Genomic DNA, 14,085 nt, shown 5'->3' on the forward strand with positions numbered 1-14,085 from the left:
CTCCCAACACTTTTCAACATCGTGTTTATGAAACTCAATTCATGCATGTAGCTTTAGTAATATTTTTAAGGGGAATCATAATGGAAATCTCACATCGAGAAATTTATGCGCTTGTAGACATTAATAATTGTTATGTCAGTTGTGAGCGACTATTTAATCCCAAACTTATTGGTTTGCCTGTTGTGGTACTTTCTAACAATGATGGATGCGTTGTATCACGCAGTGAAGAAGCAAAAAACATGGGTATAAAGATGGGAATCCCATGGTATCAAATTGAAGAAGAAGCTCTCCAAGCAGGCGTACACGTCTATTCGAGCAACTACACTTTATATGCCGAGATGTCTCGTCGCTTTTTTTCGGTTCTTGGGGAGTTTTTCTCATCCGATGATTTAGAGGCTTACTCTATTGATGAATGCTTTATCCACCTTACCCCTTACCTCCAATCTCTAGATATCCATTCTTATTGTGTCAAAGTCGTAGAAACGCTAGAAGAATGGTTAAGCCTACCTTGCTGTATTGGTATTGGATATTCAAAAACTCAGGCCAAGTTAGCCAATCACTATGCTAAAAAAATTAAAAGCTTTAATGGGATTTGTAATTTCACTAGTTTAGATCCCCTACTTCTTGAAGACCTCATGCAACAAACTTCTGTTAAAGAAGTCTGGGGAATTGGCTATCAATTGGTCAAACAACTACGAAGCCATGAAATTTATTCATGCCTAGACTTAACTTTTGCCAATGAATACCATCTAGCCAAAGCTTTTTCTGTGGTTATGGCACGTACCATTCGTGAGCTAAAAGGCCAATCCTGCATTCAACTTGATGATCCTGCCATCTTAACAAAACGAATTTTAGCATCACGAAGTTTCGCTCAAGCTTTGTCCAACATTGAGATTATTAAACAAGCGCTTATCTTCCATCTCAATCGTGCTCATCGGCGTTTAATGAAACAAGAACAACTCTGTGCGTGCATTCAAGTCATGCTTTATGAAAAAACAGATAAACCACCTTATAAAAAAGCGTCATCTCAAGCAATTGGCTTAACTTATGCAACAGATGATCTATGCATATTAACCAAAGCAGCAATGCAACAAATTGATGTTTTATATAAAGAAAATAAAAGATACATTAAGATTGGAGTTTTATTTTGTGGTTTGCACGCCCGTCAACATCACATTGATGATTTATGGCAACCTCTTGAGTTGATCCAGCAAAGACAACAACTCATGAAAACATTAAGTACAGTCCGTAATCGATTCGGTAGTCACTATTTACAAGTGGGCTATCATTCGCGTAGCCCATCTTGGCATATAAAACAATGTCACCGGTCAAAAAACTATCTAACCCGATGGAATGAGCTACTCGTAATTGAAGAGAACTCTACAGCCGTTACACAAAATACATGAACTGTTTTTGTCAATTCAGTTTAAAATAAGCTTCATTAAATTACTTGAAATTTTGTCATTTTTTAACATTGCTAAATCATCGCAAAATTTACAATATATAAGCCGAATTTGGTGTACCATTTCTGCGACAATTAAAACAAATTATAAAAAAATTGTAGAAACATATGCCATAATAAGCAAACTTTGCAGACATCTTGCAAAGAATATTTGCAACTTTAGAGCTGGAGCAATCTGAATGAGTTCGACCATTTTGGTGATTCATGGACCGAATTTGAATTTGCTGGGAAAACGCGAACCAGAAGTATATGGTCATCTTACCTTAGGTGATATTAACCAACAACTTATTACCCAAGCTCAACGCGCATCAATTACATTAGATACTTTCCAGAGCAACTGGGAAGGTGCCATTGTTGACCGTATTCATCAGGCACAAACTGAAGGCGTAAAACTTATTATTATTAACCCTGCCGCCCTCACTCATACTTCTGTTGCTCTACGCGATGCTCTACTTGGCGTTGCCATTCCATTTGTTGAAGTACATTTGTCGAATGTTCATGCACGAGAAGCATTCCGACACCATTCTTATTTATCTGATAAAGCAATTGGCGTGATTTGTGGTCTAGGTGCAAAAGGCTATAGTTTTGCACTCGATTACGCCATTGAAAAAATTCAACCATCTAACCCAAACTAGTTTAGGAATAGTCGCCCATGGATATCCGCAAAATTAAGAAACTCATCGATTTAATGATTGAGTCTGACTTGCAAGCGATTGAAGTTAAAGAAGGTGATCAATCAATCGCTTTAACTCGTCGTAGTCCAGTCGTTGCTGCGGCTGGTGTAGCACTTCCGGCAGCTCCTGTTGCAGAAGCACCAGTTGCAAAAACACCACGTGGAGCAGTTGAACCTTCTCCAATGGTTGGCGTGTTCTACGCTGCTCCAAGCCCAGGTGAAGCACCATTTGTTAAAGTAGGTCAAACTGTATCTGCTGGTGAAACTTTGGGTATTATTGAAGCAATGAAAATCATGAACCCAATTGAAGCAACTCAAAGTGGCGTGGTTGAAGAAATTTTAGTGAAAAATGGTGATGTTATCCAATTCGGTCAACCTTTATTCCGTTATCGCGCGTAATTACCTCGGGGACGTCTATGTTGCAAAAAGTTTTAATTGCAAACCGTGGTGAAATCGCTTTACGAATTACCCGGGCTTGCAAAACATTAGGAATCAAGACTGTTGGTATCTATTCAGATGCTGATAAGGATTTGATGCATTTACGTTTTGTTGATGAAGCAGTATGTATTGGTCCGGGCGCAAGTAGTGATAGCTATTTAAATATCCCGGCAATTATTACTGCTGCAGAAATTACTGGTGCTGATGCCATTCACCCTGGTTATGGTTTCCTTTCAGAAAATGCTGAGTTTGCTGAAATTGTAGAAAGTTCAGGCTTTACTTTTATTGGTCCTCGTCCAGAACATATTCGCCTCATGGGGAATAAAGTTTCTGCGATTGTTGCCATGAAAAAAGCTGGTGTACCTACTGTACCGGGTTGCGACCATGCCGTGACCATCCACAATGCCTTGGCAGAAGCGAAAGAAATCGGTTTCCCGCTTATTGTTAAAGCGGCATCTGGTGGTGGTGGACGTGGTATGCGTATTGTTGAGCGTGTAGATACACTACTTGAATCAGTTCAAGCAGCACAACGCGATGCAGAAATGTGGTTTGGTGACGATACTGTTTACATGGAGCGTTTTTTACAAAAACCTCGCCATGTCGAAGTTCAAATTCTTGGTGATGGTAATGGTCATGCGATTCATTTATATGACCGCGACTGTTCATTACAACGTCGTCACCAAAAAGTGCTAGAAGAAGCGCCTGCACCAAATCTACCAGAACAAGCTCGAGCTGATATTCTAGAAGCGTGTGTTCATGCATGTCAGCTGATGCAATATCGCGGTGCTGGTACGTTTGAATTTTTATTTGAAGACGGTGAATTCTTCTTTATTGAAATGAACACTCGTGTTCAGGTAGAGCACCCTGTTACTGAAATGGTGACTGGTGTTGACATTATTGAACAACAGCTACGTATTGCAGGCGGCCTAGGACTAGAACTTCAACAAGAAGATATCAAAGTTCAAGGACATGCAATCGAATGTCGTATCAATGCAGAAGATCCAACAACTTTCTTACCTTCACCGGGTAAAATTGAAAGTTTCTATGCGCCAGGCGGTGCTGGTATTCGTTTAGACTCTCATATCTATCCAGAATATAGCATTCCACCTTACTATGACTCTATGATTGCCAAACTGATTTCTCATGGTAAAGACCGTGAAACGTCAATTGCACGTATGCGTCAAGCGTTAGATGAAATGATCCTTACAGGAATTAAAACCAATATTCCTCTGCATAAAGATCTTATTTTGCAAGATAAGAGCTTCTGCTCTCAAGCAATGGACATCCATTACCTTGAAAAACACTTGTTAAAGCAATTGGAAGAAAAAAAGAAAGCTGAAACTGCATAATAAAAAAAGCCTCTTATAAATAAGAGGCTTTTTTTATATCTATTACTTTATGGTAGTACTCTACGTAAAGTCGCAAAACACTGTTCACCCTTAGCGGTTGAACAGAAGTTAATAGTATGATCATTTTTCCACTGTACAAAATATTGGGAAACATCACCTGTCTGATCTTGTTTCTGTCCAGAACAATCCATTTTATTATTATCAAATTTAATTTGCATGACCAAAGCAGCTAACTGCTCTTTAGGATCATCAGATGGTTGATATTCATATAAGCCATATGACCATTCTTGACCACTTTTGATCACTACATCATTACTGCTACGGAAATTATAATATTCCACACATTTCTTATTATTTGGAATTTCCATTCCCCATAATCCCATAATTTCAGGACGCGTAACAATACGTATAGCATTAGGATTACTTGCTGTCCGAACGGGTTGTTCGGCTGGCTGCTGAGTCGCCGTTTCTGCCACAGCTAAACCAGAACAAGCCCACAATAATCCAATAATATAAATATTTTTCATAGATTTATTAATCATTAAACGCATGAACTTAAGTTAGCATATTTTTTGACAAATTCACTGGTTCATAACCATATAAAAACAATATTTTTCAACTGTAACGTGCTACAACAAGTCATCAAACAATTTTATATTTACTTGCTTTTTTCAATATAAATATCTTGTTTTTTTCATTATTTCGAGCTTATGCCTTTGAGGAATCGATTTGTTTAGGAAGCCACATTACAAAGCATAAGCCTAAGAGTACAACCAAACTGGCACACATAAAGATGATTTCACCGGAAAGAATTTTCCAAAAATGTCCAGCCAGAACACTACCAAAAGCCACACCTAAACCCCACATAGTGCTATAAAGCGCTTGTCCCCGCCCTTGTTGTCCAGCCGAGAAATTTTGAAAAATAACTCGCATCGCAATTAAGTGAAATAGACCAAAACTAAAAGCATGCAAACATTGTGCAAAAAGTTGACCAACAAAATAATGTGAAAATAGTGCAACCAACATCCAGCGTATGCTCGTCACTAGTAAACATACAATCACTAAACTACGCCACGAAAAACGTTGAAAAATCTTTGGAGCAATTGAAAACATAAAAATTTCTGCACAAACACCCATAGCCCATAAAAATCCAATTTCAGTCGTACTAAAATTCAAAGATTTTAGAAAATTACTGTAAAAACTATAAAAAGGCGCATGCGAAAAAAGTAAAATAAATTCAATTATAAAAAATGCAGCTACTGTCGGGCGCTTAAGTACCGGAAGTAAAGGCTCTAACTGCTTTTGTGAGGTAGGCGCACCATCCGGTTCTCGAATTGTGAAAGACCAGATAAATGCCAATGAAGCAATAATTAATAATAAAATCGGAAGCATCGAAATAGGTACTATTTCTAGAAGTGCACCAATAACGAAAACACCCACAATGAATCCAACAGATCCCCACTTACGGATTTTGCCATAAAGTTTAGCTTTTTGATCACCCAACCAAAATAAAGTAACCCCTTCAAATTGAGCTAAAATAGCATTTTGAAAGAAGCTAAAAATAAGCATGAGCAAAGCAATGGATTGAAACGTATTTGGAACTATAAAAATAGCCAACCATATACATGATTCCATCCAAGTCGCCAACCGTACTAATAGCATTCGCTTACCAGATTTGTCAGCAATCCATCCCCATACCAAAGGTGCGAAAAAACGCGTTACAATGGCAATTGACGATAAAACACCAATTTCTTGATAATTAAACCCTTGATCTTGAAGATATAAATTCCAGTAAGGCATAAATGTGCCAACAATGGAATAATAAAAGAAGTAGAATCCGCCGAGTCTAGTTTGGATTGTAAGTGGTTGCATTAAGTTGCTTTATTTTGCATTTTCAAATAGTTAATCATAATTAAAGTTGCATCCATTTGTACTGATATGCTGTGTTTTGCACTTCACTAGTCTACAAATTTACTTTCCAATCAATTTAAAAAAATTTGTAGACTGCATGTTTTTCAAGCAAAAACTACATATCAAATTACTGATCGTCGCAATTCTATCATTTTGGGTAAAACTAAATTGATTTATTGTTGATAGGGATAATAAAGAGGTGTCGATGTTTATCTGAGTTAAAAAGCTAAAAGTATTGATTTTCTCAAGTTGTATTAGCTCATAACATAAAAAAGCCCTCCGAAGAGAGCTCTTAAAGACGCGGGTTCAACTCCCACTATCTCCACCAAAATATTAATTTCTATTTAGTAAATGATAACGGTCCATGGGTGGTAAATGCCAAGGAAAAGTGCCTATGCGTTTGTGTAACTCAGCCCTCTTTTCTTTCTCAATAAATGACTAAGCCACAAAACCTCCGTCATTGAAATAGTCATGTATTGCTGCGGCCATGTGCGGATTAGCTGGCAAAAGTTGCTCGTATTTGTAATGGCCCAAATTCATTAATCTTAAATCTAGCTGCTGCTTTCAGGCGAACTATGGTATAGCCCATCTCTTCAGCTACATCATCACAATCAAGAATCCACGCCTTTGTTGCAAGCTTTCCCCTACGACCGCCAGACCATGGCCCACCAGCTATAAAAATCCCCATATAACGGGGATTCTAATCAAGAAAAAATTAAAGCGACGATAATTTTGCTTTTATTAATGGCACATAGTACGTAATTGTACTAACTTGCGCTGCATTAAATCCTATATCCCTCTTACCACCAGATGATCCAGTGCAAACAGTAGTCATGATATTTGTTGAAGTATTATAGGTAGCCCCGGGAGCACATACATGCTCTAAGCCAAAAGCATGTCCCATTTCATGCTCTTCAGGTGATTGAATATTGTGATTGATTCTTTGCCAGTCCAACATTACATATGGTCTATTAGAATTTCTTTTCCCATGACTATCTGCTTCATTAAAACCATTTGCTTCAGAATAACCATCATGAACATAAAAATTTAAAGCATTTTTATCTCTAACTTTAGGATCATTGCAATTATTAAACAAAGTAGCCCATCCATCTGAATCATATGGAGTAGCAGAATTAACAGTCGAAACAAATGAACATGTTGAGTTTTTTACATCATTATAAAAAGATACACTTTTGAAGCGAAACTTTACTACAGGAGATCTGTCTTCTTTTACAAAGTAATTATTTAAAATATTAACTTCTTCTTGCATTTGATTTAATGTTGCGACCATTTGAGCCGAGGGATTAGAAGTAAGAATGACAAAATGTATATCAAAAGTTTCGTAAGTCGTATCAGCATGCAAGGTAATTGGTTTACAGATAACCAATAAAAAAGCAAACAAAAACAAAAAGGCCTTCATTTCAAGTTAACCTTAAATTAAAATTAATATAAGGTTAACGATATATAAAAGCAGATTATATAAAAGCAAAAAAATAATTATCAACTTATCTATATGGTTTAGTTTAATATAATTAAATACACATGCATTTAAATTATTTTTAATCTTGAGTTAATATCTTATAAATCAGCCAACTTACTAACAAACATCGTAGCTTCAGGGTTAAAATAATGACATGATTTTTTTGATAACTCATCATAGATTTCAGAATATTTTATTTCTGATTCATATAGTTCTTCCTCATCCACAAACTTTTCTTTATTCTTTGCCACAGTTTTAGCAAATGAAAAAACTTCGCCTTTCAAACTTGGTTTAGCCCAATAATATGTATTATTAACTTTAGCTGCTCCGGAGTTAGAAAAATCTAGAATAAATGCTTCTGTATCCTTATATATAGAAACCTTATCTCCCTGTGATTTGCTATCTTCCCACCATTCTTTAATTGTATTTTGATCATATGGATCAACATTTGGTTCTGGATACCTTTCTAAAGTTAAAACATCACTATTTTGCTCAACTGATATGAGCTGAATACATTTTGATCCTAAAGGAAAATTACTACTATATAATTTTTTATAAAATTTCAATGCAGCAAGACCATATACATCATCAAATAATGGAACCCCATTAAATCTAATTGATAAATTAGGATCAAAAGTATCAAGAACATTTTGACCTGCTATATCTAAGACTCTGTACTTAGTCATTCGATTAAATTCGTCTGTTCCATTTAAGAGCGTTGGAGAAAAAGTCCATTGATTAATAGTCGATGTATTAATTTTCCCTAAATGATCACCATACTCTTGATGTTTTTCATTGCTGCCATAAAAACCTGTATAAGTGGCATAGCTAGGTGTCAATCTTTGTTCTTTTTCATTTAAGTTAAAGAAATCCTTTTTTTCAAATAAATTGTTATCATCAATTGTTAAAGTGGACCTTACTGTTGTAATTACATACTTAAAAGGAGCCTCTTCCACTCCAGTACCCATACTTCTTTCAGCAAAATGAAAACTTGACCATTGCTCAAATACCTTAGGCTTAGACTCACTGCTATTGCCATTTGACTCATTACTATCATGGCAAGCCACTATCAGTAGACTTGAAAAAATTACTATCAATATTTTATTTTTTTTAAACATATTTAAACTCCATTAAACATCTCTTAATATATTTTTTATTTGATAAAGTCACCGAAATACGATGAACTTATGTTACTGAATTACCATAATAATTAGACTAACAAATACGCGCTAGTATTTAATTCATAGCTATAAAATTAAATACATATAAAATATTTTCTTCAAATTTGACTTTAAGATTCTCAGTGGAAGTAGTTTAAGCCAAACAGATAATCTTAAAGGAATACTTAAAAATAAAAGCCCCGCCAATAATCGATATTCAGTGTGGGCTCTTGTGCCATAAGACGTTCGGCAAATTAAAATCAACTATTAAAAAACCCACCGAAGTGGGTCATGTTTACTCTATATAATAGCTGTTGCCATCGGAACTGTTGAAAACAAAATTTAAAGTAGGGTAAATACATTCACCTTTTAACAAAATATATTCAACCTTGGGTCTCTGAACTCTAGATGAATGATTGATTTTATTAGTATTTACTTCTGTATAGTTTGCCTGCGCTCTTTTTTCTTTGCCTTGGAAATCAATAATTGTAATGTCTTTTAGCATTAATATGCTCCAATTTAATCATACATATTATGCTCAACACTATTTTTATACTATCAATATTTTGTAGGAAACGAGATTGAATTAATTTTTAAAAATTTAGATATGTGTGCTTTATGTACCCCTACTTGAAAGTTGGATAACGTAATTTAAAAATTTAAAGGATAAGACTCAACAGGTTATATATAATTGATTTTATTCATGAAATAAGTCGTCGAGATAAAGATCTTTTCTGGGACAAATCAACACACATAAGTCTTAAAACTACCGCAATGTAAAGGCTTTTAAAGCGTACTATGAACTCTCCCTAGTGAAGATAAGAAGATAAAAATGTCGGGTTTTAAAAGTTTTTCTCAAAATACAACTAACCATGCCAATATCATCAAAGCTAAAGTGAATAAGCATTCTGCAGCAACACCACCTACTGAAACTCAGCCTTCACAAGTTCCTGGCACCGTAAAAGATCTGCCTGAGAATAATGAACAACCTGATCCTAATAACAAATAATTTCTTATTAACAGTGCCTTGGAAGTTGTTATGAGGCTCTGTTACTATAAAGAATAAATTAGTGCACTGATTTATTATACTATTAACTACTTTTATCAATTTGATTTGTTTAGTTATTTAAGAAATTACAGCCATTCATTCCAGAAAATTGATATGACTAGTCTCTCAGATATGAGGGGCTTTTTTAATTGTTTTTTCACTTAACCCGTATTTAGCCGACTCATCTTAGATAGATTAAGCCCAGCAAAATTGGCGGGCTTATTTTTTAATATCTGAATTATGAAAGGTATGGATGTTTTTGCGCCAAGTAATCATTCGCTATTTTTGTTGTCTCAGCATAAGTCAACTCCGCACATAGCCAAAATCGATATGTATTTTCACCAATAATATAGCTCTGGCGGTTGTATGTTGATTGTTTACTTGAATCTATTTCACTGGCTTCTAAGTACGTACCTTCACGGTTATTTATAACTTCACCGTCTAAATCACCACCAATGCAAATGAACATTGTACTAATCCATATAATTATAAAGAACAGCTTAACACATAAAGTAAAAGTCCCAGCCAATTATCGATATTTAGCGGGACTCTTTGTACCCAGTACCCAAATATGCTCGGCAAATTGAAATCAAATATTAAAGAACCTCCGAAAAGGGTCTTTAGTTAATCAAAGTCATATCACAAGTTATCTAAGAACTCCCCCTACAATCCTAATACTTTGTTTTTCAATGCAAATAACTAATTTATTAATAACTAGCTTTGCCTCTGAAAGCTTTTTTTATTGATAAGAAAGATTAAATAAAGCTAAGAGAACTGTAATTTAATTTGTACAATGTGTTAACTTGTGTAAAAATACATTTAATATTCATAAGGTATTTATTCATCAGATGTTTTTTCTTATTTTTTTAATTTGTCTTTTTCTGTTTTTACTTATCCTAAAACAACATTACCGTTAACCGTCTTTTTTCAACTATCTTTTCTTTAAAAATTTTTCTACTTTCTTTAAATCAGAACAATTAAAAAATCAGATTTATAGAGATCACTATTTAGAACTAAATTTTCAAATTAAGCTTAGCTTAAATATCGAATATCAAACTCACGGATATTCACATTACCAACACAAAAACATATTTAGCATTAAATTCATAAATTTAATCAATAAGTTACTGTAACAACTATCGTATCTGAGTAATTACCGGGAGTCGTTGAAATAGTAGTACCTTGTGGAATTTTTCCATACACATTTGTGCTTTGAGCACTCCCTGATCCCGTCTTGGAAACACCTCCAGAACCTCCAACCGCGGTTAAACCACCTGTAGTATCCCATACCGTACTATAAGTCGAGTTCTGATATAGCTGATAGGGAATATATTGACTACTACCATTTGTCATACGTCTAAAACCTCCAGCAATACGGTTATTCCCATCCCCCAAGTAAACACTGTATGGCGTTCCATTGTTACAAGTCGTATTCACCGCACCTTGCGCAGTGTAATCACGACTAGTCGAACCAATATCATTAATATTGCCAAAATCGACATTTGATGTTGAATCTAATTGACACAAGCTAGGTACAACATAATTAGCTGTTATAGTGGCATTACCTGAATCCCAACCGCCTCCGCTATTACCTTCACAGACAGTACTAGAGCTTGCCTGCATGTCCCAAAAAAGCTGAACCGTACCAGTATATGTGCCTTTAGGATATGCAATGAGCGAACCAGTACGGGCTGGTACTTTTACATTTACAGAGTAACTAATAATATTATTTGAAGCGACCGTTCTAACTGGTCCATACCAAACATTTGAAGTTTGATTTGTGGTAGAAGAACCTGCGCCCGCCACAGTTGCAGTGACTGTATAAGGTAATGAAACACTGTTATTGGTGTTTGTGGTTCCCGTAAATACGGTTTTCATACACATATAAGCTGAAATTTCAGGAGTAGTACGCCCACCAAGACAGCTAATCGTGCCAGAAAAGTTGATGTTTGCATCGCTATTAATTGTGGCAGCCGTATAGGTATACGTACTATTAGTCGTTCCAGTTACCGTACAAGCAGCATGTGCAGAGCTAAAAAATGCATATAATATAAAAGACAGAACAATTGCTAAAATATACTTTATGGCCAATGAAAACTTTTTACTCTTCATCCAAAAACTATGACTCACAGTAGTTATCGACATACATAAGGCCCCAACTTTTTAGCACTGTATTGCTTATTTTCATACGCAAAATTAACTTGGCATGAACCATGATCCAGAAGATCTACTTCAAGTTTGTTTTGTTTTAATAGGTTTGGAATAAATACTTCACCATCGTAGCCAACCACCCCATCTTGTTGCCCATTAATTCGAACCGTATAACCCGGCAATAACGCTGAGTTATTCGAATCAACAAGTTTTACTAACCCTGAAATGACCTGATGAGCGCCAAAATCAATAAGGCCACCTTGGCGATAACCTACAAATGCTGTTTGGTTAGTTGATGTGACATCCCATTCTAAAGGTAAATATGATGGGTCGAGATAGATATGATGAAGCTGATAAGGTCTTAAATTTGAAATTAAGAATCGACCAGTTCGATCAGTCGCTCCTAAATTGACTCCACCATTTAGAATTTGGCTTTGTGGTCCAGCATTGGTCACGACCGCGTAGCCGTCTCCAATTTCATTAGCTGCAAAAATCCGCCCAGCTGCCGCAACCAACGATCCTGTCGCTGAAAGTGCAACCTGATCGTTCTCTCCAATTCGATTATATCGACCTGTCAGATAAGCAGCACGGGCACGGTAAGATGCATAGATAGATGCATTGTTTTGATTGGCATCCTGATCATGCTCAACATAGCCTCCCCATCCAAATGCACCGATTTGTGGGTCACTAAATCCATTTATTTCTTGTCTATACGTTGTTTTACCACTTTCATTAGAAATACTTGTAATCGCATTGACTCTGGTAGATGGTGTATAACGCAACGCAAAGTAAATGCCATAGTCTTTGTGATTTTCATAATCTTTATACGCTGAGCTATAAAATCCCCAGTTCTTGTTTAGACTTCCGCTTAAATTGGCAGACACTAACTTATAAGAATTGTCGCTAAATTTGATCTGGTTATAACCCAGATAAGCTCCATACCCCTCATAAAAATTATAGTTAATTCCTGCCCTAAAAATCTCATCTGCCAGTGCGCTGTAGCTCAAATAATTTTTGGGTTCAGCATCGGTTTGATTATCTTTTAAATATCGAACTTGGGACACACGAGCAAGATCAAAATAGTTATCAAATACTTTGCGGTAACTGGTATTAAATGAAATATTCTTACTAATACGCCCTTCTAAACCAACCAAGGCAGAATAACCGTTTTCATCTTTATACTGGCTCGCTGCAATGTCAGCATTAATTACCCCAAAACCAAACAGGTTCTTGGCAAAACCAGTGCCCAGATTTGATAGCCCATCTGTTGAAGCCTCTGCACCACCGCTTAAAGTCAGTGAGTTACTATAACCATATCGAATCGCACCCGAAGCAAAGGTGGCATCATCATAATCGTTTGAATACAACCCATAGTTATAACGAGGAACCCCGACATCTACTGAAAATTCATTAATGCCTTTTGCTAAAATTTTAGATGAAAAATAATAAGCCTGTTTAGTAATGCTCTGCTGACCCGTTGCATCGGTGGTCACAAGCGTGACTTCATTACCCGAAATAAACGGTAGCTGCTTAATATCAAACGGACCTGAAGGCACAAGCCCTGAATAAATCTTTTGTTGGTTGACATATAAATCTAATGTCGAAGGCAGTGCAGCAGAACCGGAAAATTGCGGTAATGCCGAAGTGACAATATCACCACGTTGGGTGTAAGCACTCGACCACTGAAAACCAGCAAGACGTACACTATTCCCCCAATCAGAACTATTGGAAATAAAGTCCCCTAAGGTATATATCCTGATCTTTTCAGGGTCTACATACTGCCACTTACTTTCTAGACGCACCCATTTTTCATGGCTATAACTATTTTCATTACTACCGTTATATAAAACGCCTGATGAAAAGTTACCAATTGCACTGTTAAAAATCCCTTCTGCCGAACCGGAGAAAACATTCTCGTCATTGGTCACGGTGTGATACAGGCTATAGTTCAAAATGGCTGCGTTTAAGGGCTTCATTTTTAGTAAATGAGGACTGGTAATCTGCTGGCCATTTAAGTCAACTGAATAATCCGTCAACATGTTCGACGGAACTTGTAAGTTTAAAGCTTGCTCATTCTCTAAATATTTAAACTGAATTCCTTTTAGTTCATTAATACACACCCATTGGCTATCTGGAATGTGTTCATCCATTTTTACCCTTAAAACTTTTAAGTCACGAGCACGAATATACAGCTTTCTATCTTGATCTTGGTGTACCGAGATTAAATCTGTTGAAATATTCGAGTTAATAGAAATTTTTAAGAAAAGCTGTGTGTACGCCTTATCAGAACTGAATACCTGATGAGAAGAGCTTGTAACTTCCGGAATACTTGGTAAAGCAATATTGGTGTTATCTTGCAATGATTCAGCAAAAGCATGAATCGGCAAGTACATAACACATAAGGCACTTACGA

At 36.1% G+C, this 14,085-nt stretch carries 14 protein-coding genes; 5 read left to right on the top strand and 9 right to left on the bottom strand.

Annotation, left to right across the window (positions count from 1 at the left end; translation table 11 throughout):
- The first annotated feature begins 80 nt into the window (after positions 1-80).
- The 4 genes from ACLBWE_RS11705 (at position 81) to accC (ending at position 3,922) form a co-directional block, all read left to right on the top strand.
- Positions 81-1,406 carry a Y-family DNA polymerase gene (locus ACLBWE_RS11705; protein ID WP_447603004.1) on the top strand — a complete coding sequence of 442 codons (1,326 nt, stop codon included), beginning with the start codon at positions 81-83 and terminating at the stop codon, positions 1,404-1,406.
- A 235-nt stretch (positions 1,407-1,641) separates the two neighbouring features.
- Positions 1,642-2,097, top strand: coding sequence for a type II 3-dehydroquinate dehydratase (gene aroQ, locus ACLBWE_RS11710; RefSeq protein WP_005039909.1), 456 nt, complete (start codon positions 1,642-1,644; stop codon positions 2,095-2,097).
- 17 nt (positions 2,098-2,114) lie between these two features.
- Positions 2,115-2,534 carry an acetyl-CoA carboxylase biotin carboxyl carrier protein gene (locus ACLBWE_RS11715; protein WP_003652263.1) on the top strand — a complete coding sequence of 140 codons (420 nt, stop codon included), beginning with the start codon at positions 2,115-2,117 and terminating at the stop codon, positions 2,532-2,534.
- A 17-nt stretch (positions 2,535-2,551) separates the two neighbouring features.
- Positions 2,552-3,922, top strand: a complete 1,371-nt coding sequence (accC, locus tag ACLBWE_RS11720) for an acetyl-CoA carboxylase biotin carboxylase subunit (RefSeq protein ID WP_003652264.1) — start codon at positions 2,552-2,554, stop codon at positions 3,920-3,922.
- 47 nt (positions 3,923-3,969) lie between these two features.
- On the opposite strand, the gene ACLBWE_RS11725 is transcribed toward accC, so the two are convergent.
- From ACLBWE_RS11725 to ACLBWE_RS11750, 6 genes are all read right to left on the bottom strand, one after another.
- A complete protein-coding gene (locus ACLBWE_RS11725) occupies positions 3,970-4,473 on the bottom strand; it encodes a hypothetical protein (protein WP_003652266.1) in 504 nt (167 codons plus the stop codon).
- 157 nt (positions 4,474-4,630) lie between these two features.
- Complete coding sequence (locus ACLBWE_RS11730; protein WP_447603008.1) at positions 4,631-5,794, bottom strand: MFS transporter; 1,164 nt, start codon at positions 5,792-5,794, stop codon at positions 4,631-4,633.
- A gap of 535 nt (positions 5,795-6,329) precedes the next feature.
- Entirely contained in the window at positions 6,330-6,521 is a 192-nt protein-coding gene (locus tag ACLBWE_RS11735) for a hypothetical protein (RefSeq protein WP_447603125.1), read from the bottom strand.
- Between the two features lie 27 nt (positions 6,522-6,548).
- Positions 6,549-7,253, bottom strand: a complete 705-nt coding sequence (locus ACLBWE_RS11740) for a hypothetical protein (protein WP_447603010.1) — start codon at positions 7,251-7,253, stop codon at positions 6,549-6,551.
- A gap of 158 nt (positions 7,254-7,411) precedes the next feature.
- Entirely contained in the window at positions 7,412-8,431 is a 1,020-nt protein-coding gene (locus ACLBWE_RS11745) for a hypothetical protein (protein ID WP_447603012.1), read from the bottom strand.
- Between the two features lie 337 nt (positions 8,432-8,768).
- Positions 8,769-8,978 (bottom strand): hypothetical protein, encoded by a 210-nt coding sequence (locus ACLBWE_RS11750; RefSeq protein ID WP_348947885.1) that lies wholly within the window; start codon positions 8,976-8,978, stop codon positions 8,769-8,771.
- A gap of 327 nt (positions 8,979-9,305) precedes the next feature.
- Here ACLBWE_RS11750 and ACLBWE_RS11755 point away from each other — a divergent pair, with 327 nt between their 5' ends.
- Positions 9,306-9,482 (top strand): hypothetical protein, encoded by a 177-nt coding sequence (locus ACLBWE_RS11755; RefSeq protein ID WP_003652272.1) that lies wholly within the window; start codon positions 9,306-9,308, stop codon positions 9,480-9,482.
- A gap of 277 nt (positions 9,483-9,759) precedes the next feature.
- On the opposite strand, the gene ACLBWE_RS11760 is transcribed toward ACLBWE_RS11755, so the two are convergent.
- From ACLBWE_RS11760 to ACLBWE_RS11770, 3 genes are all read right to left on the bottom strand, one after another.
- Positions 9,760-9,990: a hypothetical protein gene (locus tag ACLBWE_RS11760; RefSeq protein ID WP_005046549.1), complete on the bottom strand. Its 231-nt coding sequence runs from the start codon at positions 9,988-9,990 to the stop codon at positions 9,760-9,762.
- A gap of 647 nt (positions 9,991-10,637) precedes the next feature.
- Positions 10,638-11,666 carry a Csu type fimbrial protein gene (locus ACLBWE_RS11765; RefSeq protein ID WP_447603015.1) on the bottom strand — a complete coding sequence of 343 codons (1,029 nt, stop codon included), beginning with the start codon at positions 11,664-11,666 and terminating at the stop codon, positions 10,638-10,640.
- Positions 11,657-14,065, bottom strand: a complete 2,409-nt coding sequence (locus ACLBWE_RS11770; protein ID WP_348948317.1) for a fimbria/pilus outer membrane usher protein — start codon at positions 14,063-14,065, stop codon at positions 11,657-11,659. The genes ACLBWE_RS11765 and ACLBWE_RS11770 overlap by 10 nt, the downstream gene beginning before the upstream one ends.
- Between the last annotated feature and the right edge of the window lie 20 nt (positions 14,066-14,085).

The sequence above is a fragment of the Acinetobacter sp. M5A5_2a genome (genome assembly GCF_053345265.1).